The following is a 22,281-nucleotide window of genomic DNA, read 5'->3' on the forward strand; positions in this document are numbered from 1 at the left end:
GGGAGGCGGAGGAGGGGATGACCTGATGGCAGAGATTAGTCATGCAGCTTAAGATATCATCCCCTCCTAACCTCCCCTTTCTAAGGGGAGGAACCGTTGCTGCAGGTTTTCAGCGGCAAGAGAAATACTCTGTTACTCTGTCTTAAAACCCAAGCAGCCATCCAGCAGGAAACCCACAGCAGCGAAAGAAATACTCTGTTACTCTGTCTTAAAACCCAAGCAGCAATCAAACAAGCAACAAAAATCCCATATCTTGGCAGTTGCCAGAGATATGGGATGAAGGTTGTTTAGGGGTTGTACTTGCGCAGTGCCGTCCTTACCATCTTGCCCCAGGGCTTTACAACGCTGTTTATATTCCAGTTGCCGGTGCTCTTGGCCTGTGGCAGTAGCATGGAGCAGGTTTCGTCCTTGTCGGAAACCGACCAGTTGACCCAGCTCACGTGCAGCCGTTCCATGGTGTCTATCCACCGTTGCCATTCGGCTGCGTTGAGCGGTCCATCGCCCGATGCCTCCATTCCTGCACTCTCGCTGACGAATACGGGCACGCCTGCACGGATGGCGTTCACCATCCGGTCGCGCAGTTCTTGCTTGTGGGTGGCGGCGTAGAAGTGGACGGTGTACATGATGTTGGTAAAGCCCGTGAGCGGACTTGCTGCCACTTTGTCAATGTCCTGGTCCCAGTGCGGGCAGCCGATGAGCACGATGTTGTCGGCATCATACTTGCGTATCTCGCCTATCACCTGCCGGGCGTAGTCCTTCAGGCTCTCCCACGAGTCCTCAACCGGCTCGTTGTAGATTTCGTATATCACGTTTGGGCGGTTGCCGTACTTACGGGCCATCATGCCGAAGAACTTCACCGCCTCGGCCGTTTGCAACTTGTGCGAATGCCAGTCGATGATAACGTAGATGCCGCTCTTTACGGCGCCGTCTATCACTCGCTCCACACAGCCGAGTGCGTGTTGCGGGTTGTCGATGTAGTTGTCGTTGTTGATGGTTCCCATGGCGGCGCGTACAACGGTTGCGTGCCAGTCTTTGGCCAGCCAGCTCACTGCCTGCTGGTTGTAGAAGCGTGGCCAGAAGTTGTGCCACCCCATGCTCACGCCGCGCAGAACGACGGGTTTTGCGTGCCGGTCGCACAGTTGCGTGCCCACCACCTGCAGCTGTCCCCACTTCTGTACGGGCGTGGCGGCAAAGGCGCCGGCCGTGAGCAGGGTGCTGAATAACAAAAGGAGGAGTTTCTTCATCATGTCAGCAGTATTGTAATTGATGTCTGATTAGAATAGCGTAAGCGTGTACAGATAGACCACGGCGGCCGGAATGGCCATGAGCGAGGAGTCGAAACGGTCCAGCATTCCGCCGTGTCCGGGCAGCACGTTGCCGCTGTCTTTAACGCCCAAGGTGCGCTTGAAGAGGCTCTCTACAAGGTCGCCCCAGGTTCCGAAGAACACTACGACGAGGCCGAGGCCCACCCACTGGGCAATGGTTAGGCCGGAGAGGTTGGCTCCCTGGTTCTCAAACCAGCCGATGGAGGCGGCAACTATCAGCACCAGAACGCCTCCTCCGATGGAGCCTTCCCAGCTCTTGCCGGGGCTGATGCGCGGGAACAGCTTGTGTTTTCCGAAGAGGGAACCGCAGCAATAGGCACCCGTGTCGTTGGTCCACAGGAAGATGAAGATGCACAGCGGCAGCAGGTAGTAGAAGCTGATGGCGCCGTCGGGGGCCGTGCGGAAGGCCAGCACGTTTATCATCGACAGCGGCAGGGCGATGTAGAGCTGTGAGAGCATGGCGTAGGCCCAGTCGTTGATGGCGTTTTCTGTCTTGACATAAAGCTCGCTGATGAACAGGTAGATGATGGTGAGCAGGTAAGGCACGAAGACGCCATTGGTCTGTACGTAGCCGCTGTTGACGCCAGCCACGGCCAGAAAGAAGTAAACGCCGGCCACGGTGGCTATGAAACGGTTCACGGTTACGTTGCGCAGGTCGTTCACGAGGCCGCAGTATTCCCAGATGGTCATGCCCGTGATGAGGGCGAAAAGGAATATCATGGCCAGCGGACGCAGGAAGCACACCACCATGATGGCTACGAACAGAATGCCCGTAATGGTGCGTACAATGAGGTTCTTCACTTTGTCATTCATCGTGTAATTCATTAAAACGGGGGATGGATGTATGGCACATCCATCCCCCTATGGTTGTTTCTATGATTGGGCAGTATCGTTGGTGTCGGCCGGAGCTTGCGTTTCGGCGTTACGGGCCTCTGCCACAGCCTTCTCGTGTTCGGCCTGTGCCTGCTTTACTTCATCGGGCATGTCTTCCAGCTTGGGCACATCGTCATCGGCGGCGTTCTCCTTGATGATAATCTGAGAGCGGCTTTCCCACGGGCGCTTGCCGAAAATGTGCTCCACGTCTTCGGCAAAGATGACTTCTTTCTGGAACAACAGGTCGGCCAGCTGCTTGTGTCCGTCCTTGTGTTCGGTCAGTATCTGCTTGGCGCGTGCATACTGTTCGTTTATCATCTTGAGCACCTCGTCGTCCATTATCTTAGCAGTAGTCTCCGAATAGGGGCGCTGGAACTGGTATTCTTGGTTGTTGTAGTAGCAGATGTTGGGCAGTTTGTCGCTCATGCCCGCATAAGCAACCATGCCGTAGGCGCTCTTCGTGGCGCGCTCCAGGTCGTTCATGGCTCCCGTGGAGATATGTCCGGTAAAGAGATCTTCGGCTGCACGGCCTCCCAAGAGGGCGCATATCTCGTCAAGCATTTCCTCTTTGGTGGTGATGACGCGTTCCTCCGGCAGGTACCAGGCGGCTCCTAAAGCCTGTCCGCGCGGCACGATGGTAACCTTGACCAGTGGGTCGGCGTGCTGACAGAACCAGCTGATGGTGGCATGACCGGCCTCGTGGATGGCGATGCTCCGTTTCTCCTCGGCCGTCATAACCTTGGTTTTCTTCTCCAGTCCGCCGATGATACGGTCCACGGCGTCCAGGAAGTCCTGCTTTCCTACATGGCTGCTGTTGTGGCGGGCGGCTATAAGAGCAGCCTCGTTGCACACGTTCGCGATGTCTGCACCAGAGAAGCCGGGCGTCTGTCGGGCCAGGAAGTCGATATCCACCGTGTTGTCAATCTTCACGGAGCGCAGGTGCACCTGGAAGATAGCTTTGCGTTCGGCCAGGTCGGGCAGGTCAACGTGTATCTGGCGGTCAAACCTTCCGGCGCGTAGCAGTGCCTTGTCGAGCATGTCCACGCGGTTAGTAGCGGCCAGAACGATGACTCCGCTGTTGGTTCCAAAGCCGTCCATCTCCGTCAGCAGGGCGTTGAGCGTGTTCTCGCGCTCGTCGTTTCCGCCCATTGCCGGGTTCTTGCTGCGGGCGCGGCCCACGGCATCAATCTCGTCGATGAAAATGATGCACGGCGCTTTCTGCTTGGCTTGGGAGAACACGTCGCGCACTCTGCTGGCGCCGACGCCCACGAACATCTCTACAAAGTCGGAGCCGCTCATGGAGAAGAAGGGCACACCGGCCTCGCCGGCCACGGCCTTTGCAAGCAGTGTCTTGCCCGTTCCCGGCGGTCCTACCAGCAAGGCGCCCTTTGGAATCTTGCCACCAAGCTCGGTGTATTTCTGCGGATTCTTCAAGAACTCAACGATTTCCTGCACTTCCTGCTTGGCTCCTTCCTGCCCGGCTACGTCCTTGAAGGTGATGCCCAGGTCGTTGCCTTTCTCGTACAGGCGTGCTTTCGACTTGCCGACGCTGAACACTCCGCCTCCGCCACCGGCTCCCCCGCCGCTCATACGGCGCATGAGCCAGAACCAGAACACAATAAGAAGAATCCAGGGCAGCGTGTTGATGAGGATGTCGAACAAGAGGTTGCTCTTTTGGTTCTCGTAACTGAACTCCACAATCTTGCCTTGTTTCTGCGCTTCGGTAAGGTAGCGTTCCAGCTCATCGATAGAACCCGTCTGCACGCTCACGTAGGGATAGGGCCCTACCTCTTTGGCTGTTTTGTGAAAAACGTCTTTTATCTTCGTGGCGCGGACGTACATCTTGAGCGTTCCGTCGTCCTTGTTAACCACCACGCGTTCTGCATAGCCCTTCTCGATGTAAGCCTTGAAGGTTGTATAGGATGCCTCCTTGGCAGCCGGCGAACCCGTGAGAGCCTCGCCGCCTCCCGAAAGGAAGAGCAATACCAAGCCCAACAAAACCACCGCGTAGAACCAGTTCATGTTGAAACGTGGCATCTTTGGCTGGTTGTTGTCAGGGTTGTTGTAATTGTTTTTATTGTCCATACGTTGTTTCTATTGATGTAACTAACGGCTATCAAATGTCATGCCAAAGTCAGTCTGCATTGGGAATCTTTGTCAGCTTGGCGTCTTCCCACAGGTTTTCCAGGTCGTAGAAGGTCCTTGTTTCGGGCAGGAAGATGTGCACCAGCACGTCACTGTAGTCCATGGCCACCCACTGGTCGTTGCCCAGACCTACTACGTTCAGAGGCTTTTCGCCTGCATCTTTGCGGCAGAAGTTGCCAACGGATTCGGCTATAGCCTCCACTTGCGAGGGCGAGTTGCCCTGGCATACCACGAAGTAGTTGGCTATGCTGCCGTCTATACCCGAGAGGTCGGCTATCACGATGTCCTGTCCTTTCTTTTCCTGTATGCCTTTTGTAATGGTTTTAACGAGTTGTTTTGTTTCTGTCATTCAATTAAACGCATTTGTGTTTATACGCTACAAAGTTACACCTATTTGTTGGAATAACATTCAAAAACTCGCTTTATTTGTCTTTTTTGGAGGAAAACGCCACCCCGTCTGCCGCCTCCGCCGCTGGCAGCCCGTACCCGTGCGGCTGCCGGCGGCAGGGCAGGGGGAGCTGCCGGCCCCGACTGCGGTTGCTGCGGGCCTGCAGTTGAGGTGCAAAAGATGACGTTCGGGAACTTTCGACACTTGTCGCATAATCATTCGACAGGTGTCACACAATCGTGCGACAAGTGTCGAAAGTTCCCGAAGCATGCTTTTTACACCCCGCCCGATGGTCAGCAAGCCCCGTGAGAAGTGCTTTTTGGGGGCCCGAAAACGGGGAAACATCGTGCTCCTGACACCGGAATATCACTTTTCTGACCGGTTATCGTGAAAAAAATGCGTGTTTTTTTTGGTGGTAATAAAAAAATGCGTAACTTTGCAAACGCAATTCGGAAACGTGTTGTAAACCGACTTTGGGATATGGTGTAATGGTAACACTACAGATTCTGGTCCTGTCATTCCTGGTTCGAATCCGGGTATCCCAACTCAAAAGGAAGCTAAATAGTTGGAGACCGACTGTTTAGCTTTTTTCTTTATGCCGCAAGGCACCTCGCCGGCCGGCCGATACTGGCCGGAAAAACGGTTGCCGACGGCCCATTATAAATAAACAGATAACAGGCTATACACCGTATAGCGAAACGTAAAATGATGACATTTAAAGAATTGAATATCGCGGAGCCCATTCTCAAGGCGCTCCAGGCAAAACATTACGAAACCCCCACACCCATTCAGGAACAGGCTATCCCCGCCGCACTTACAGGCCGCGACCTCCTTGGCATCGCCCAGACGGGAACCGGCAAGACGGCAGCCTTTGCTATCCCAATTATCCAGCAGCTCATGTCGGCTGCCGATACGGGCGGCCGACAGCCCAAGGCGCTCGTCCTGACGCCCACACGCGAGCTGGCCATACAGATAGAGGAGTGCGTGGAGGATTATGCCAAGAACACCCGGCTGCGCTCGTGCGTCATCTTCGGAGGCGTAAAGCAGGGTGCGCAGGTGTCCCAACTGCAGCGCGGCGTCGACATACTGATAGCCACTCCCGGCCGTCTGCTCGACCTCATCGGACAGCATATCATCTCGCTGGAACAGATACGCCACTTCGTTCTTGACGAGGCCGACCGCATGCTGGACATGGGTTTTATCCACGACATCAAGCGTATCATCCCGCTGTTGCCTAAGCGGCGGCAGACTTTGTTCTTCTCGGCTACCATGCCCGAGAGTATAGCCACGCTCTCCAAATCGCTGCTATACAAGCCGCAGCGCGTTGAAGTGGCGCCGGTATCGTCGGTGGTAGACACCATAGACCAGCGGCTCTACCTCGTTGAAAAGCCCGAGAAGGTCGACCTGCTGGTCAAGGTACTGGGTACCGACAGGCAGAACACGGCCCTTGTCTTTGCCCGCACCAAGCACGGAGCCGACAAGATAGCCAAGAAACTCAAGGCTCGCGGCATCAACTGCGACGCCATACACGGCAACAAAAGCCAGAACGCACGGCAGCGGGCACTGTCTAACTTCAAGTCGAAGAAGACGCGCGTCATCATTGCTACTGACATTGCAGCCCGCGGTATCGACATAGACGACCTCCAACTGGTGGTGAACTTCGACATGCCCGACGTTGCCGAGACCTATGTTCACCGCATCGGGCGCACCGGCAGAGCCGGCCACAGCGGCGTGGCGCTGACCTTCTGCACCAAGGAAGACTATCCGATGGTACGCGATATACAGAAACTTACGGGCCACAAGCTCAGCCGCGTGCAGTAAGCAGCGGCCGGGCAGGGCTCCGATATCAGCTTAAACAAAAAAGGAATGAAGCCGTTGTGCTCCATTCCTTTTTTTGTTTGTCCGCCTCGGCAGCCGTAACCGCGGCCGGCGTTTTCGGTCTGCGCGGTTTCAGATAAACAGGTTCACGCCCGCATTCTCGGCCCTTTCCATGTAGGTGGCCACACCTCCTACGGTCACGCCGTCCAGGAGTTCCTCCTTCCTGATGCCCATCATGTCCATCGTCATCTGGCAGGCAATGAACTCCACGCCGTTGTTCAGGGCCTGCTGCCGCAGCTCCTCCAGCGATGCGATGTTCTTTTTGCGCATGATGTAGCGTATCATGCGGTCGCCCATACCCATCATGCTCATTTGCGAGAGGTGCAGCTGCCGGCTGCTCTTGGGCAGCATGTGGGCGAACATACGTCCGAAGAAATCCTTCTTCACGGCCGGCTTGTGCTCCTTCTTGATGACATTGAGCCCCCAGAAAGTGAAGAAGATGGAAACCTTGTGACCCGTTGCGGCCGCTCCGTTGGCCAGCACAAAGGTGGCAATGGTGCGGTCCAGGTCGTCGCTGAAGCAGATGAGAGTCTTGTTCCTGGCACCCGGAGCAGCGCCCACGGCGGCCGCCGGCTGACTGGGTTGCTTGCAGAAAACAACGGTGTAGTAGCCGTCTTGCTCGTTCTCCGATACGATTTGGTTGCCTGTAGATTTGCACCAGGCGCGTGCATCGCGTGGAAATCCGGCGTCGGTAGCCGTCACCTCAATCTGTTCTCCGACCTTTATGGCGTCCATGGCCTGCTTGAGTTTCATGATAGGACCGGGACATTGCAGCCCACATGCGTCTATGTGCAGCCGCTGCACGGGTGCTGCAGCCTTGTTGCAGGTTTGGTTCTGCCCGGCGTCAGCCGGTTTCCGGTTCTCTATGCGTTGCGTGTTGAGGGCCCAGGTCTTGTATCCGCCGGAGAGATTGCGCACACTGAAGCCGTTTGCCATCAGCGTGCGGGTGGCCAGATAGCCGCGCAAGCCCACGGCGCAGAACACCACCACGGGCTTGTCCTTGCTCAACTCGCCCATGCGTTGGCGCAAGTCGTCGAGCGGAATGTTCACAGCACCGTCAATGGTTCCTGTTTCAAACTCCTCTGGTGTGCGCGTATCTACGAGCTGAACCTCGTTCAGGTCGAGCTGGCTGATGTCGCGCCAGTGGATGACGGGCATCTGGCCGGAGGCTATGTTGCATGCCGTGTAGCCGGCGATGGCAATGGGATCCTTGGCCGAAGAGAACGGGGGAGCGTACGCGTGCTCAAGTTGAGTGAGGTCGGAGATGGTTCCGCCGTGCTTGATAAGTATGGAAATCTGGTCTATCCGCTTGTCAACGCCTTCGTGCCCCACGTACTGCGCGCCGTAGAGTTTGCCCGTCTTGGGGTCGAAGGTGAGCTTGGTGGTCAGCATGAACGAACCGGGATAGTAGCCCGCATGCGACTGGTTGACGGTGATACTGCTCTCGTAGCCGATGCCGAGTTGCTTGAGCCGCTTGGCCGCCAGCCCCGTGGAGCCCACCGTGAGGCCGAAGACCTTGGCTATGGAGGTGCCGATGGCGCCCTCGTACTCGGTCCGGTTGCCGTACACCATGTTGTCGGCAACGATGCGGCCCTGCCTGTTGGCTGGCCCTGCCAGGTAGTTGAGCCACGGCTCGCCGTATTCCGGATGCGGGTATTCTATGGCATCGCCCACGGCATAAACATCCTCGGCAGAGGTTTGCAGATAGCTGTTTACCTTGATGCCCCGCGTTCCGAGCGCTATGCCCGCGGCCTTGGCCAGCTCCGTATTGGGCCTTACGCCGATGGAAAGCAGCACGAGGTCGGCCTTGATGCTCTCGCCCGAGCCGAAGAACACCTGCAGGCTGCCGTCTGCGTTCTGCTCAAAATGGTCGACACCTTTCTCCAGATACAGGCTCACACCTTTGTCCATGAGCTCTCGATGCACATGAGAAGCGATGGAGAAGTCAACAGGCGCCATGACCTGATTGGCCATCTCGACGATGGAAACATGGGTTCCGGCCCGGTGCAGGTTCTCTGCCATCTCCAGACCTATGAACCCTCCGCCCACCACTACGGCCTCCCTGACGGCGTGCTGCTGCATGTAGTGCTTGATGTTGTCGGTATCTTCGACATTGCGAAGGGTGAAAATGCCCTCGGAATCGATACCGGGCAGGGGCGGACGAACGGGCGACGAGCCGGGCGAAAGCAGCAGTCGGTCGTACTGCTCCTGCCACTCGCGGCCGTCTGCGCGCAGGGTCACGGTCTTTGCCCGGGTGTCAATGGCCACGGCCTCCGTCTGTGTGAGCACGTTGATGTTGAACCGTTGGGAGAACTCTTCGGGCGTCTGCACGAACAGCTTGTCGCGTTCGCTTATCACGCCGCCTATGTAGTAGGGCAGCCCACAGTTGGCATAGGAGATGTACTTGCCTTTTTCAACGAGCAAAATCTCGGCCTGCTCGTCGGCTCTTCTTATTCTCGCGGCTGCCGTGGCTCCCCCGGCAACGCCGCCAATGATGATGTGCTTCATTTATCTGTCTGTTTGTTATTGTTACGTTTTTAATGGTTTCCCACGGAAAACAATGCAAAGATAGCGGCTAATCCTTAGCCTTACAAATTTCCAACGGAAAACTATATCAATCCTAAGAACTATTAACACATTGGCTGAAAGATTAACATTTTCTGTTGGAAAATAATATTCGGCTCGTCGGTCGGTCGGCACCTGCAGTCCTCGCGCCATGCCGCATGCCGGTTGCAGCATACCTCGCGGCGTCCTGCAAGGCTTCATCAGGCGGGCTGAAGACGTGCTCCGGGAACTTTCGACACTTGTCACACAATCATTCGACAAGTGTCGCACGATCGTGCGACAAGTGTCGAAAGTTCCCGAACGATATCTTCGAGCCGGTCGTCGGGCAGGTATAAAAAAAGAATGGCCGGTATTTGGCCGGCCATTCTGTATGCGTTGCAGGGCGTGATGCGCCTACTCTTCTTCTTCGCTTTCTTCGTTTTGCTTGTCTATCGCCTTGATTTTCTGGCGCACGAGTTCGGCGTCGTCCTTGAGTTTCTGTACCTTCTGGTTCAGCTCGTCGAGCAGGCTGCTTCCCTTCTTGCTGGCTGCATTGAGGAAGCCGAGGTTGTTCTCGTAGGTTGTTATTTCCTGTTTGAGTTGCTCGTAGCGGCGCATGAGGCGTCCGCGCTCGTTGTCCAGAGCGTCTTCACCGCGTCGGGCTACGTTCTTCAGGTTGCTCTTGAAGTTGTCCAACTTGCGGCGTGCCACCGATATGTGCAGTTCGTTGTAGAGCTTGTCGAGCACGTCGTGGTACTCCTTGTATATCTTGTCCTTCTCTTTGAAGGGCACGTGGCCGGCCTGGTTGTATTCATCCACCAGCTGCTGCACCTTGTCGGCAGTGTCGTCGGCCGCATTCTCGGCCAGTTCTTTTAGCTTGGCAATGATGTCTCGCTTCTTGGCAAGGTTCTCATGCTCCACGTTGCGCGTGCCTGCATTGGCGGCATTGCGGGCCTCGAAGAAGTGGTTGCAGGCAGCGAGGAAGTCGTGCCAGAGCTGGTCGCCTAACTTCTTGGGCACTGTACCTATGGTTTTCCACTCTTTCTGCAGGGCGATGAGCTTGTCGCTGGTCGACTTCCAGTCGGTAGAATCGGCCAGAGCCTGGGCTTTCTCCACGAGAGCTTTCTTCTTCTCGGCATTCTCGGCAAAGCGCTGTTTCATGCCTTTGAAGAACTCGGCCTTGCGACCGAAGAAGTCGTCGCATGCTGCGCGGAAGCGCTCGAATATCTTGACGTTCATCTTCTGCGGTGCGAACCCAATCTTTTTCCATTCGCCCTGTACGGCTATAATTTCCTTGGTGCGTTTCTCCCAGTCGCCGGCAGTCTTGTTTTCTTCCTTGGCTATGGCTTCTACTTTTTCGCAGAGGGCGGTCTTCTTGGCCAGGTTGTCTTCCTCCTGGGCCCGCAGCTGCTCGAAGTGTTGTTGGTGTCGCTTGTTGATAACGGTGGAGGCAGCCTTGAAACGCGTCCATATCTGCTCGCGTAAGTCCTTGGCCACGGGGCCTGTTTCGCGGTATTGCTGGTGCAGCTCCTGCAGTTGGTGGAAGGCGCTGATAACGTCAGGCTCGTCTACCAGGTGCTCGGCAGCTTCGCAGAGCTTGATTTTAAGCTCCAAATTCTTCTTGAAATCGTACTCCCGAGCTTCGCGGTTGAGGTTCAGCAGGTCGTAGAACTGCTCGACATGGAGCTGGTAGCTACGCCACAACTCGTTGGCTTTGTCGGCCGGTACGCTCTTGATTTCTTTCCATTGTTGCTGGAGTTCCTTGAATTCATTGAATGATTTGTTGGCTGCTTCGGGCGAAGTGGCCATCGTCTTTATCTTTTCAATAATCTCGAGTTTCTTTTTCAGGTTTGTTGCTTTCTCGGCTTCGGCCTGTTGGAAAATCTTGGCACGCTTCTCCTTGATGATTATCATCTCGGCCTTGAACTCCTCCTCGGCGTCATCGGGCAGTACCTCATACTTCTCGGGGTCGCCTCCGGCGTCGATGTAAGCTTTCTGCTGCGCTTCACGTTCGGCTATGTGCAGCTTGTAAAAGGTGGTTTTCAGGTGGTCAATTTCGTCCTTGTCGGGATTTTCCTCGTTGTGGGCAATCTCCTTGACGCGCCCCAGCACCTCCTCTTTGGTGCTGTATGACTTCTGTTCAGGAACCTCCGGTGCGGGTTGCTCCTGCTTTTGAGCTTCGGAATCTTGGGAAGGCTGAGCCTCCGGAGCAGGTTCTGCTTCCGCCTGTTCGGGGGCGGATGCGGGCTCCTCAGCGGCTGTTTCTACTTCGGGAGTTGCCGTTGCGGCAGGTTCTTCAGCGCTTGGTGCTGCTGCAGCAACCTCTTCCACTTTCTTTTCGTCTTCTATTTTACCCTGTTCCAGGATGTTGTCTTGAGAGTCCATCGTTTCACTGCTTTAAGTTTCTGACATGGTTTTTCAATGCTTCGCATGGTGATGCGTGATGTTGTTTCAAACATCCATTGCTTTCTGCAAACTTAAATAAAAATATTGTAATTGCCTAATGAAAACGTGTTTTTTTGCGTTTTTTTCGTCTAAACGAGGCGTTTACGGCGCAAAATCCACCATGTAATGCCCGAAACGAATATGGAAATAACGAGCGCGATGAGGAATCCGAACTTGTTGGTTTCCATCCCGTTGATGAGATTCATGCCGAAGAGAGAGGCTATGAGCGTAGGGAACATCATGATGATGCTCACCGACGTGAGGGTTCGCATCACCGTATTCATGTTGTTGTTGATGATACTTGAATAGGTGTCCATGGTCGATTCCAGAATGTCGGAATAGATGTTGGTGGTTTCGCGGGCCTGCGTCATCTCGATGTTCACGTCTTCTATCAGGTCTGCATCAAGCTCGTCGACCTGCAGTTTGAACTTCAGCTTCTGCAGGAGGTTCTCGTTGCCGCGGATAGAGGTGATGAAGTAGGTGAGCGAATCCTGCAGGCGGCTGAGCCCGATGAGGTTTTCGTTGTTCACCTCGTGGTCGAGATTGTGCTTTGCTTTCTCTATGAGAGCGTTTATTTGCTTCAGTCTCTTGAGGTACCAGACGGCACTCGAGAGGAAGAGACGGAATATCATGTCTACGTAGTCGGTAAAACCAACGCCGCGTTTTTGCTGGTAGCTCACGAAGTCGAGCATCACATTGGTCTCGTAATAGCACACGGTGATGGTTACATCACGCTTGTGAATGATGCCTAAAGGTACGGTAGAGTAGGGCGTACGCGAGCGTATCTCCTTCACGTAGGGTATGCGGAGGATGATAAGCATCCATCCGTCGTCGTACTCATAGCGTGCACGTTCGTCGGTATCGCTGATGTCCGAGAGGAAATAATCGGGTATGTTGAATTTATCTTCCAGCTCTCGCTGGTCTTCATCAGTTGGACATGTTACTTGTATCCAGCAGTTGGGCTGCCACTCCTTGATGGTGGTCAGGTTCTTTTCTATATTCCAGTATGTCTTCATTTCACTAATCTCCATGTTTAAATAAGTTGGAGATTGGTGTCAGAGCACTGTTCCCCAGCTTACAAGTTCATATTTTCCGCGTGATAATCGTCCATAAATTCGTTCTGATTTGGTTTGGTGCTGCAAAAGTAACAAAATTAATTCATAATCCCGTTCCATTGCTTCACATATTTTGTACTTTAGTTGTGTTTTTCCTGAAAAAAGTCTATCGAAGGGGCGCTCATGGATAAGAAAAAGCCGGAAGAACAACAGTTGCGTTCTTCCGGCTTTGCTTTTAAGATGGTTTATTTGGCAGGAATTTCTTCCAAAGCCTGCTTCAGCAGGTTCCAGAAGGGTTCTGCCGTGGCGATTTCGAAGCGCTCTCCCGTCGTGTGAGGTGAGCGGAGGGTGGGCCCGAAGCTCACAACATCCATGTGCGGATACTTGCCCAGGATGACGGAACACTCCAGTCCGGCGTGGTCGGCCTGCACAACGGCATCCTTGCCCGTTTGCTCCTTGTATATCTTCTTGAGCAGATTGAGTATCTCGCTGTCCGGATTAGGATCCCAGCCACCGTAGCTTCCGCTGGTTTCCACTTTCATACCGGCCATGTTGAAGCAGCTTTGCAGCGTGTTGACGATGTACTGCTTCATGTCCTCACGCGATGAGCGGGCCAGTATCTTGATGGTTGCAAGACCGTTCTCAATGTCGATGATGGCCAGGTTTGATGATGTTTCCACCACTTCCGGATAGGTTGGAATCATGCGGATAACGCCGTCGTGGCAGGCGTAGATGGCATCTACGAGGTTGTCCTGTATCTCCACGGGCAGCAGCGTCTGCGGAGCCGCAGCGTCTTCGACGAAGAATTCCACGTTGCTTTCTATGGTCTTGAACTCGTCCTCGATAGCTTCCCTGCAGCCGGCAACCATCTTCTTCAGTCCTTCTACGTTCTCTTTGGGCAGTGCCAGCACCACTTCGGCCTTGAAGGGGATGGCGTTGCGCATGTTTCCTCCGTGCCAGGTGGCCAGTCGGGCACCGCATTTTTCGATGGCCTCACGCACCAGTCGCACCATCTGTTTGTTGGCATTGGCGCGGCCCTCGTTGATTTCCAGGCCCGAATGGCCTCCGCGCAAGCCCTTCAGCGTTACCTTTACGGCAGCCGTCTCGGTGTTTTCCACCTCCTTGTAGCCTAAGGTCGCGTTGATGTCAATGCCTCCGGCAGAGCCTATGACGAACTTTCCCCAGGTCTCGGAGTCGAGGTTCATCAGGATGTCACCCTGCAGTTCACCTTCCGGCAGGTCATTGGCACCGTACATGCCCGTCTCCTCGTCGGCCGTGATAAGTGCCTCCACGGGGCCGTGCTTCAGCTCTTTGTCCTCCATCACGGCCATGATGGCAGCCACTCCGATGCCGTCGTCTGAGCCCAGCGTGGTGCCTTTGGCGTGCACCCATCCATCCTCGATATAAGTCTGTATGGGGTCGGTCTCAAAGTTGTGGTCACTGTCCGGACTCTTCTGCGGCACCATGTCCATGTGTGCCTGCAGCAGGGCGGTCTTGCGATTCTCATAACCCGGCGTGGCCGGTTTGCGCATCACGATGTTTCCGGCAGGGTCCTTGAAGGCCTCTACGCCTGCTTTCTTGGCGAAGTCAAGAAGGAACTGCTGTACTTTCTCCAGGTGTCCGGACGGACGCGGAACCTGTGTCAGGGCATCAAAATTGCGCCAGATGCCCTCGGGCTTTAAGTTTTTGATTTCACTCATAGTTGTTGTTTATTTAGAGTTTATGGTTCTATTCATGGTTTGCTCTCAGGCGTTGGCGGTTCCGGTCTCGGTAAACGAGAGCGCCATCCAGGCGTAAACGCCCATCAGAGCCACAAGAAGCGTTTGCACGGAGTGTACGATGAGCACGAAGTAAAGCGCGTCCGTATCGGCCACGCCGTAGAGTATGAGCATGGTCTTCACGGCGAAATGCCACGGCCCTGCACCGTTTGGAGTGGGCACGATGACGGCTATGGAGCCCACGATGAACGTTACCAGCGCGCAGGCCAACCCCAGATGGGCCGTAGACTCGAAGCAGAAGAACGTGAGGTAGTAGTGCAGGAAGTAGCTGCCCCATATCGCCAGGGTGAAGCAGATGAACAGCGGAACGTTCCTCACACTCCTGAGCGACGTCACTCCCTGCCACAATCCGTGCAGCGTGTTCTTCACCTTATTATATATGGAGAGCCGCCTCAGCAGATAAAATAGCAGTATGAGCACGGCCAGCGCACATACACCGGTAACTATCCAGCCCGTGAGCGAGAAGCCGCGCAGAATGGTGTCGAGGCTTGTGCCGGTCTTGTCAAAGAACGTGTTGAATACCTTTATCTGGAACAGAAACGTGAGTCCGGTAATGAGCAGCACCAGCAACGAGTCGATGGCCCGCTCCGTTACCACCGTGCCCAGCGCCTTGGGGAACGACGCCTTGTCGTACCTTGCCAGCACGCCGCAGCGCGCAAACTCGCCTATACGCGGAATGATGAGGCTCACGGCGTAAGAGAGAAACACGGCATGCACGCGCACCGAGGCCCGCGTACGCTCGCCGATGGGCTCCAGACTCTGCTTCCACCGCCAGCCCCTGAACATCTGTGCCAGGATGCCGAACGGAAAGGAGAGCAGCATCCACGTCCAGTTCATCTCGTGCCAGAGCACATGCTCCACGCGCCGGAAGTCGAAGTCGCGGTACATCCAGTACAGAATGGCGCCGCCCAAGAGGAGTGACAGCGCAACTTTCATCGTGGTGTTAGCCGCTTTCTTCATTTGCATCATAACCGCAAAGTTACGATAAAAAGGATGAAACACAAAATATAACCTCCCTTTTTTCAGCCCCCCGGCCAAAAAGAACGCTTGATGTAGGTCAACCTCACGGCGCCAGCCGTTGACCTTAATCAATAAAACGCCCCTTTCGACACATATTTCCTTGCTTTTGTTTACGCACACACAAAAAAGCTCTACCTTTGCAATCGATAACAAGACAGATAAGGATAACTTAAAAGAAAGGTAAAAAGATTATGGTATTATTATTCTCATTTGCCATCGTAGCAATCATGATTGCAGAGGCAGTAAACGTGAATGGAAAGATGAATGTTGAGAACAAGTAAGCTCAATATTCTTACTCAGAAAGTTTAGAACAATCAAATAAGGTGGCGGGTCGATTTTATCGGCCCGCCACTTCTTGTTTCCGAATATTATGATTAACTTTGCCCGATAAAGCCGATAACATGAAATCAGTAAGACCGAAGAAGAACCTGGGCCAGCATTTCCTGACCGATCTCAACATTGCCCGCCGCATTGCCGACACCGTAGACGCATGTCCGGCCATCCCGATACTGGAGATTGGGCCCGGCATGGGCGTGCTCACGCAGTTCCTGGTGACAAAAGAACGCGAGGTGAAGGCCGTGGAGATTGATGCCGAGAGCGTGGCCTACCTGCACGAGGCCTGGCCGCAGCTGCGCCACAACATCATCGGCGAGGACTTTCTGCGCATGGATCTGCGTGGCGTCTTCGGCGGTAAACCGTTCGTGCTCACGGGCAATTATCCCTACGACATTTCCTCTCAAATCTTCTTCAAGATGCTCGACAACAAGGAACTCATACCCTGCTGCACCGGCATGATACAGCGCGAAGTGGCCCAACGCATGGCTTCAGAGCCCGGTACCAAGGCCTACGGCATTCTGAGCGTGCTCATCCAGGCATGGTACAACGTAGAGTATCTCTTCACGGTCAATGAGGACGTGTTCAATCCACCGCCCAAGGTGAAGAGCGCCGTGATACGGATGACGCGCAACGACGTAACCGATTTGGGTTGCGACGAGGCGCTCTTCAAGCGCGTGGTGAAAGCTGTGTTCAACCAGCGGCGTAAGATGCTGCGCGTCAGTCTTCGCCAGTTGTTCCCCCAGCGCATGCCCGGAGCCGACTTCTTTGCCCGCGACATCATGACCAAGCGTCCCGAGCAGCTCTCCATCCCGCAGTTCGTGGAGCTTACGAACCTCGTGGCCGGAGTTCTCTGAATTCCCCTTTTGTGTCCTCGTTTGTAAGCTATTGTAAATCAATAAATTACAAACGAGACTATAAAAGATGCCTTTCAAGCCCCTAGAAGGGCATCTTCAAGCCTGTTGAAGGTATTGTTCAAAGGCCTTGAAGCATAGCTCCGTCCCGCGGGTTGCTATCCCGTTATGTTCCCGCCCTTATTTTCAGACAGAGTAACAGGGTGTTTTTCCTGCTGCTGAGCGCTTGCTGCGAGTTCGCTGCTTGTTTTTAAAGACAGAGTAACAGAGTATTTTTTTCGCTGTTGTGGGTTTGCTGCTGGTTTGCTGCTGATTTTGAAAGACAGAGTAACAGAGTAATTTTTTCGCTGTTGTGGGTTTGCTGAGTAGGAAGAATGAGTAAGCAACGGTTTGCGAAAAGACAAACTGGTATCCTCCCCTTTCTAAGGGGAGTAATCGTAGCTGCATGTTTTCTGCAGCAGGAAAAATACTCTGTTACTCTGTCTTTAAAAACAAGCAGCGAACTCGCAGCAAGCGCTCAGCAGCAGGAAAAATACTCTGTTACTCTGTCTTAAAACCTAAGCAGCAAACCCACAGTAAGCCCACAGCAGCTGTTCCTCACCTTAGAAAGGGGAGGTTAGAAGGGGGTGATTTTGCAAGCAACGAGGTGATAATTCACAATTCATAATTCACAATTCACAATTTAGGAGGGGATGATTTGCAAGCTGCAAAGTAATAATATTTTGTCTTGGAGCTGCAAAAAGGGAGGATGAGGTTAATCGAACTCGTGGTCGGTAGCGTAGAAGATTGGATCGTACTCCCACTCACTGATGAGGCTGTGCAGGTACTCCCGCATCCTTGCCGTGTGCAACCTGTCGCCGTCAGGTGCTGTTGCGGCATCAATGTCGCGGGCGAGTCGCTTGAGCGAAAGCTGGCCCTTGTCGGGGTTGATACATGCTTCAAGCGCCAGAGCAAGACCCGATTGCGGGTGTGCATAGAGCCACCGGAGGAAGCGCTCGGGGTCTCGGAAGTACATCTCTGTGGTGAACTGGCTGGCGATAGTCTGCATTCGCAGGTTGTCCCAGTATTTGGAAGTTTCGTACCAAGTGGTTCCCCGGCTCGTGTACAGGGTGTCTATGTAGGGATAAGTGCGCCGGCAGACTTCCTGCTGCAGGCGTTCCATGCGCCCCAATACGTCGGCCGAAACGGGCAACCTGCTCATCAGGTCGTATTCCTTGGCCATGTGTAGCTCAAAGAAGAAACCGAAGTTCGTTCCCGTAGGTTTGAATTTGTGGTCGGTAAGGGTAAAGGTACCGTCGGCGTTGATGCGGAAATGGTAGGTTGTCAGTCCGAAACGGCTCATGGTAATGCTGTCGCCCATGGCGCCGAAGGCTGATGAGAACTCGGTTATGCTGAAGTTCTCGTCATCAGTGAACCTCCATTCGGAAGCCTGCCAATTGTTGCCTTTGTTGTCAAACAGTTTCTCCTGTTTGCTGTTTCGCTGCAACAAGAAAGGCAGGTACAGCTGCATGCTGTCCAGCCGGCAGCATTGCAAGCCATCCGTCAGTCGTCCGCTACCGTCGTAAGTGGCAAAATACATCTCGCGTCTCACCATCTCAAACGGTCCGCTTTCTACCACATAGCCGCAGAGCAGACGGTCTCCGGGCAGGCGCTTGATGCCGTAAAGCCAAACGCGGCGTGGTTGGTTGGGGTTTCCGAGGATGATGCCGTGGAGCAGGGAGTCGGCTTTCTGCGGCGAAAGTTTTACCCACCGGGCCGAGTCAGTGAGCTGCATGTCGGCAGTGATGAGGCTGTCGGCGGCGGTTCCTAAGCTGTTCAGAGGGGGCGGAAAACCTTTTTTGCAGGAACCGAGAACGAGAACCGCCAGAACTGAAAGGATGAAAACGGACTTCTTCAAAATAAAAAAGAGTATATTCTTTGTAAGTAATTGAAAATGAGGATATATAATTCAGAAAACTGAAAAAGGGTTACGAATTAGTTACAACTCAAATTCTATGAACTTCTATGTTTTGCACTTGTTTCAAACAACTCTTTATGTGTGCAAAGATAATATTTTTTGTTGATAAGCAACATATTTCCTATAAAAGTTTTATAGGGAATAAGTGTCCATGTCGTTTTTATACATATTCTTTTCGGAAAATGAAGGCAAAAGCCGTATTTTTCAGAAAAGCAGTCTTTCCTATTTAGGGGCAATACAAGTTTCCCCCTTAAATTGGAAAGACCTCTTTTCCTTATGGACAAACCCTGAAAAAAGTCCCGCCTGACATATACGATCAAGTCCGATATGTCAGACTATTGACACTTTTCCTTTGGCTTTGTCCTTCTGTTGATTAGCTTTTGCCTTCATTTTCTTTCAGAGAGACTATTTGTCATTCGTGCGCACACGAATGTTATCTTTCATCCATTCCGTCTCTTTTCCGTTTACCTCCATTGCCTGCCTTTCACGGTACGCATCCGCCCTTTCCGTTCAGGAGCAAAGGTAATTCCGGGATATACGATACTGCAAGGTCAGGCATCCTGTTTTCGAGAAAATCTCCACACCTCATGCCTCGGGTAGTATTTTCTCGAAAAACCTTGCATACTCTAATCCCTACCTTTGTCAGGCTCCTGAAACGAAAATGACCGATGCGACAGAAAGACGCAAAAAAAATGTCGGATAAACGGGAGACGGAAAAATCAGTGAAACTCAATTCCCTCAGGCTCCTGAATCCGCATTAAAAATAAAAAAAATGACAATATGGCAAAAAACATTACATTCAAAGGTCTGGGCCTGCTCCTTTGCATCATTCTTTGGTGTATCTCTGCGGTGGTGGCATTGGCAGTGGAAACCATTGTCGGGATTGGCAGGGTCATTTGGGCAACCATACTCTATATGCTCACATTCGTGGGACTGCTTATCCTCATTCTTTGGATACTAACTTTATAAACGGAATAAGACATGGAAACAAGACACAGCAAGACAGCTGCACAGCAATGCAGATTTTATGAAGTCGAAAACATCTTCGTGTATATGGTGGAAACCTATATCAACGGCAACAACTCCAACTTGAGAACACTCTACAAGGAATTGCGGAGGGATGCAAGAAAAGATTTCATTGACTTTCTTTTTGAGACAATGGAAACACAGGACACAAAGAAAATCATTCAGACAATCATTTAATAAATAGAAGCAATATGAAAACAACGGAACATTTCAAACAAACCATCCAATGCTATTTGGAGAACAGGGCAATGGAAGATGAACTCTTTGCGAAAAGTTACCACAAGCAGGGAAAGAGCATTGACGACTGCATCACTTATATGCTTAATGAAATATATAAGGGAGGTTGCAACGGTCTGACCGACGGTGAGGTCTATTCGCTTGCCGTACACTACTATGACGAGGACAACATAGAGATAGGCAACCCCTTACAATGCCATATAGCCGTCAATCATGTTGTGGAACTCACGGAGGAAGAGAAAGCCGAGGCAAGGCAGGAAGCCATCAGGCGGTATCAGCGTGAGCAACTCACCAAGATGCAGAGCCGTAACGCACGCCCCAAGAAAGCCGAGAACGCAGCAACCCAAGTACAACAATCCTTATTCGATTTTTAAATTATGAAACCGAGAAACAAATTTGAGAAAGCAGTCCTTGCCGAGAGCAAGCACCTTCGCCCGATAACAAAGCAACAGAGCAAATGGGCTTTCCGTGAGTGCATAAGCCACTTCGCCTACCGACTGCCCAAAGGTCGCACCACCTGTATGGACTGCGGACATAGTTGGGTGATGGGCAAACCCAAAGAAACCTGCACCTGCCCCCATTGCAGGGCAAAGTTGCATGTTAGGGAAACCTTCGAGCGCAAATTGCAGCAGAAGCACTACTTCACGATACTTACCGCTTATGGAGAGTATCAAGTGTTGCGAATGTTCCTCCTCGTGGCAGGAATGGAGAAAGGCTGCAAGGCTGAATATTATGCGCTTGAAATCGGGCAGTATTGGTGGAACGCAGAGGGGAGGAAAGCTATAGTAGCCATTCCACGCACATTGGGAAGATATGTTGATACCTTTTCATTCTACACCCCTATGGCAATCCGCAACGACAATGAAGCCTACCGATATGCAGCCTATTCCCCGATATATCCGAAGTTCAAGGCATCGGACACCCTGCGCAGGAATGGCTTTGAGGACAATTTCTATGGCATAGAGCCTACAACGTTGATACCTGCGTTGCTCACGGACAGCCGTGCCGAAACATTGATGAAAGCAGGGCGCACAGAGCATTTGCGCTATTTCCTTAATAAGACGAAGGCTCTTGACGAATATTGGCAGTCCTACAAGATAGCCAACCGCAACGGCTACGATATAACCGACATATCCTTATGGTGTGATTATGTGGATATGCTTCGCAGGTTAGGCAAGGACATCCACAGCCCCAAGTATCTTTGTCCTGCCGACCTTACAGCAGAGCACGACCGAAGGTACGAGGAACTCAACCGAAAACGGATAAAGGAGGAACTTGAACGGAAACGGCAAAAGGTGATGGAAGATGAAAAACAATTTAAGGAACTTAAATCCAAGTTCTTCGGTATATGCTTTACCGATGGTACAATCCAAGTCCATGTGTTGGAGAGCGTACAGGAACATTTGGAAGAAGGAGTTTCCATGCACCATTGCGTATTTTCCAACGCATATTACCTCAAGGAGGACTCACTAATCCTTTCGGCTACCATTGAGGGCAGACGGATAGAGACGATAGAGGTATCACTGAAAACTTTGGAAGTGGTGCAAAGTCGGGGTTTATGCAATCAAAGCACGGAATACCACGACCAAATCGTGAAACTCGTCAATGCCAACAGCAGACTAATCAGTCAACGGATGAAGGTAACGGCTTAAAATATAAATCATCAAAATATTACAAAAATGAAAGTGGAAATAGAAAGTATTGTATGTAACTGGGCGGACAAGATACCGCACATACTTATTAGGGTTATCAATGCGATAACCATATCCTCCAGCAAGGAAGAATTAAGAACGGCAATCAGCAAAATAGCCGAAGAAACGGAACTTGACAAATACTTTGTCTATGGATATGGAGCGCATCATTTTTGGCTAACCCATCGCAGGTTATCCAATGGCGAACCAAAGGAACACAGATTATTAAAGGTTGAATTTTGAGAATATGAAAGGAAAAGTTTACAGAGTACGGACACAGTACATCTTCGATGGCGTGTTTGAGGTGGTTGCCGACAGCAGGGAGGACGCACGGCAAAAAGTCCTTCAGGATTGCGGATTGGTCATGGGAGGGTACATTCACAGTCTCCTTCCCGATGAAGAGGTGAATTGGGCTTTTTCCACACACCCCGAAGTAAGGACGGGACGGATAACCGTTCAAGAAGAACAGACGGAGTAAAGCGGTCGGCAGATTTGCCGACCGCTCCTTTCTTTCATGAGCAGGAAAAGGGCGAAAAAGAAAGGAGCAAAGAAACCTTGACATCCCGTTACTTTTGAAAGTGAACCGGTGATTCAAAAATAACGAAAATTCAAGGAAAGTTTATGTTCTATATATCTGCTCGAGAGTGTAAAGTAAACTGTGTCAGGCACCAATAAAAAAGTAGTTTAACACGTTTATTTTAAGATGGCAAACGAAGAAATAGATTACAAGTT

General features: G+C 52.5%; 18 protein-coding genes and 1 tRNA gene. 9 read left to right on the forward strand and 10 right to left on the reverse strand.

Translation table 11 applies throughout. The annotated features are described in order from the left end of the window. Nucleotides 1–287 precede the first annotated feature (287 nt). The 4 genes from BMW31_RS08090 to rsfS are packed head-to-tail and all read right to left on the reverse strand — an operon-like array spanning nucleotide 288 to nucleotide 4,692. Nucleotides 288–1,247, reverse strand: a complete 960-nt coding sequence (locus tag BMW31_RS08090) for a glycoside hydrolase family 5 protein (protein ID WP_091823818.1) — start codon at nucleotides 1,245–1,247, stop codon at nucleotides 288–290. A 27-nt stretch (nucleotides 1,248–1,274) separates the two neighbouring features. Further along, nucleotides 1,275–2,138, reverse strand: a complete 864-nt coding sequence (locus BMW31_RS08095) for a phosphatidate cytidylyltransferase (RefSeq protein ID WP_091823821.1) — start codon at nucleotides 2,136–2,138, stop codon at nucleotides 1,275–1,277. A gap of 60 nt (nucleotides 2,139–2,198) precedes the next feature. Next, complete coding sequence (gene ftsH / locus BMW31_RS08100) at nucleotides 2,199–4,283, reverse strand: ATP-dependent zinc metalloprotease FtsH (protein WP_091823824.1); 2,085 nt, start codon at nucleotides 4,281–4,283, stop codon at nucleotides 2,199–2,201. A gap of 49 nt (nucleotides 4,284–4,332) precedes the next feature. Beyond that, nucleotides 4,333–4,692, reverse strand: a complete 360-nt coding sequence (rsfS, locus tag BMW31_RS08105) for a ribosome silencing factor (RefSeq protein WP_091823827.1) — start codon at nucleotides 4,690–4,692, stop codon at nucleotides 4,333–4,335. Between the two features lie 513 nt (nucleotides 4,693–5,205). On the opposite strand from rsfS, the gene BMW31_RS08110 reads away from it, so the two are divergent. Further along, nucleotides 5,206–5,276 (forward strand) — tRNA-Gln (locus BMW31_RS08110). A gap of 163 nt (nucleotides 5,277–5,439) precedes the next feature. Then, entirely contained in the window at nucleotides 5,440–6,552 is a 1,113-nt protein-coding gene (locus tag BMW31_RS08115; protein ID WP_091823886.1) for a DEAD/DEAH box helicase, read from the forward strand. A 129-nt stretch (nucleotides 6,553–6,681) separates the two neighbouring features. Here BMW31_RS08115 and BMW31_RS08120 read toward each other — a convergent pair whose 3' ends face one another. The 5 genes from BMW31_RS08120 to BMW31_RS08140 all read right to left on the reverse strand — a co-directional run bounded on the left by BMW31_RS08120 (nucleotide 6,682) and on the right by BMW31_RS08140 (nucleotide 15,397). Next, nucleotides 6,682–9,117 (reverse strand): FAD-dependent oxidoreductase, encoded by a 2,436-nt coding sequence (locus tag BMW31_RS08120; RefSeq protein WP_091823831.1) that lies wholly within the window; start codon nucleotides 9,115–9,117, stop codon nucleotides 6,682–6,684. Nucleotides 9,118–9,567: 450 nt separating this feature from the next. Then, nucleotides 9,568–11,538, reverse strand: a complete 1,971-nt coding sequence (locus tag BMW31_RS08125; protein WP_091823834.1) for a DUF349 domain-containing protein — start codon at nucleotides 11,536–11,538, stop codon at nucleotides 9,568–9,570. Between the two features lie 149 nt (nucleotides 11,539–11,687). Beyond that, complete coding sequence (locus tag BMW31_RS08130) at nucleotides 11,688–12,614, reverse strand: magnesium transporter CorA family protein (RefSeq protein WP_091823837.1); 927 nt, start codon at nucleotides 12,612–12,614, stop codon at nucleotides 11,688–11,690. 284 nt (nucleotides 12,615–12,898) lie between these two features. Further along, complete coding sequence (locus tag BMW31_RS08135; RefSeq protein ID WP_091823840.1) at nucleotides 12,899–14,353, reverse strand: aminoacyl-histidine dipeptidase; 1,455 nt, start codon at nucleotides 14,351–14,353, stop codon at nucleotides 12,899–12,901. 45 nt (nucleotides 14,354–14,398) lie between these two features. Next, on the reverse strand, nucleotides 14,399–15,397 hold the full coding sequence (locus BMW31_RS08140; RefSeq protein ID WP_091823889.1) for a lysylphosphatidylglycerol synthase transmembrane domain-containing protein: 999 nt from the start codon (nucleotides 15,395–15,397) through the stop codon (nucleotides 14,399–14,401). A 455-nt stretch (nucleotides 15,398–15,852) separates the two neighbouring features. Here BMW31_RS08140 and rsmA point away from each other — a divergent pair, with 455 nt between their 5' ends. Further along, nucleotides 15,853–16,641 carry a 16S rRNA (adenine(1518)-N(6)/adenine(1519)-N(6))-dimethyltransferase RsmA gene (rsmA, locus tag BMW31_RS08145; protein WP_091823843.1) on the forward strand — a complete coding sequence of 263 codons (789 nt, stop codon included), beginning with the start codon at nucleotides 15,853–15,855 and terminating at the stop codon, nucleotides 16,639–16,641. A gap of 751 nt (nucleotides 16,642–17,392) precedes the next feature. On the opposite strand, the gene BMW31_RS08155 is transcribed toward rsmA, so the two are convergent. Next, nucleotides 17,393–18,535, reverse strand: coding sequence for a hypothetical protein (locus BMW31_RS08155; RefSeq protein ID WP_091823849.1), 1,143 nt, complete (start codon nucleotides 18,533–18,535; stop codon nucleotides 17,393–17,395). Nucleotides 18,536–19,375: 840 nt separating this feature from the next. Between BMW31_RS08155 and BMW31_RS08160 the strand changes: the two genes are divergently transcribed. From BMW31_RS08160 to BMW31_RS08185, 6 genes are read left to right on the forward strand one after another with little or no spacing between them, the layout of a single operon-like run. Next, nucleotides 19,376–19,564 carry a hypothetical protein gene (locus BMW31_RS08160; RefSeq protein WP_091823852.1) on the forward strand — a complete coding sequence of 63 codons (189 nt, stop codon included), beginning with the start codon at nucleotides 19,376–19,378 and terminating at the stop codon, nucleotides 19,562–19,564. Nucleotides 19,565–19,576: 12 nt separating this feature from the next. After that, nucleotides 19,577–19,798, forward strand: a complete 222-nt coding sequence (locus BMW31_RS08165; RefSeq protein ID WP_091823855.1) for a hypothetical protein — start codon at nucleotides 19,577–19,579, stop codon at nucleotides 19,796–19,798. 14 nt (nucleotides 19,799–19,812) lie between these two features. After that, complete coding sequence (locus BMW31_RS08170; RefSeq protein ID WP_091823858.1) at nucleotides 19,813–20,232, forward strand: PcfK-like family protein; 420 nt, start codon at nucleotides 19,813–19,815, stop codon at nucleotides 20,230–20,232. Between the two features lie 3 nt (nucleotides 20,233–20,235). Next, entirely contained in the window at nucleotides 20,236–21,510 is a 1,275-nt protein-coding gene (locus tag BMW31_RS08175; RefSeq protein ID WP_091823861.1) for a PcfJ domain-containing protein, read from the forward strand. A 27-nt stretch (nucleotides 21,511–21,537) separates the two neighbouring features. Continuing rightward, nucleotides 21,538–21,792: a hypothetical protein gene (locus tag BMW31_RS08180; protein ID WP_091823864.1), complete on the forward strand. Its 255-nt coding sequence runs from the start codon at nucleotides 21,538–21,540 to the stop codon at nucleotides 21,790–21,792. Nucleotides 21,793–21,796: 4 nt separating this feature from the next. Next, nucleotides 21,797–22,027: a hypothetical protein gene (locus tag BMW31_RS08185; protein WP_091823868.1), complete on the forward strand. Its 231-nt coding sequence runs from the start codon at nucleotides 21,797–21,799 to the stop codon at nucleotides 22,025–22,027. Nucleotides 22,028–22,281: the final 254 nt, after the last annotated feature.

This window comes from Prevotella sp. kh1p2, from assembly GCF_900111525.1.
Lineage (GTDB): Bacteria > Bacteroidota > Bacteroidia > Bacteroidales > Bacteroidaceae > Prevotella.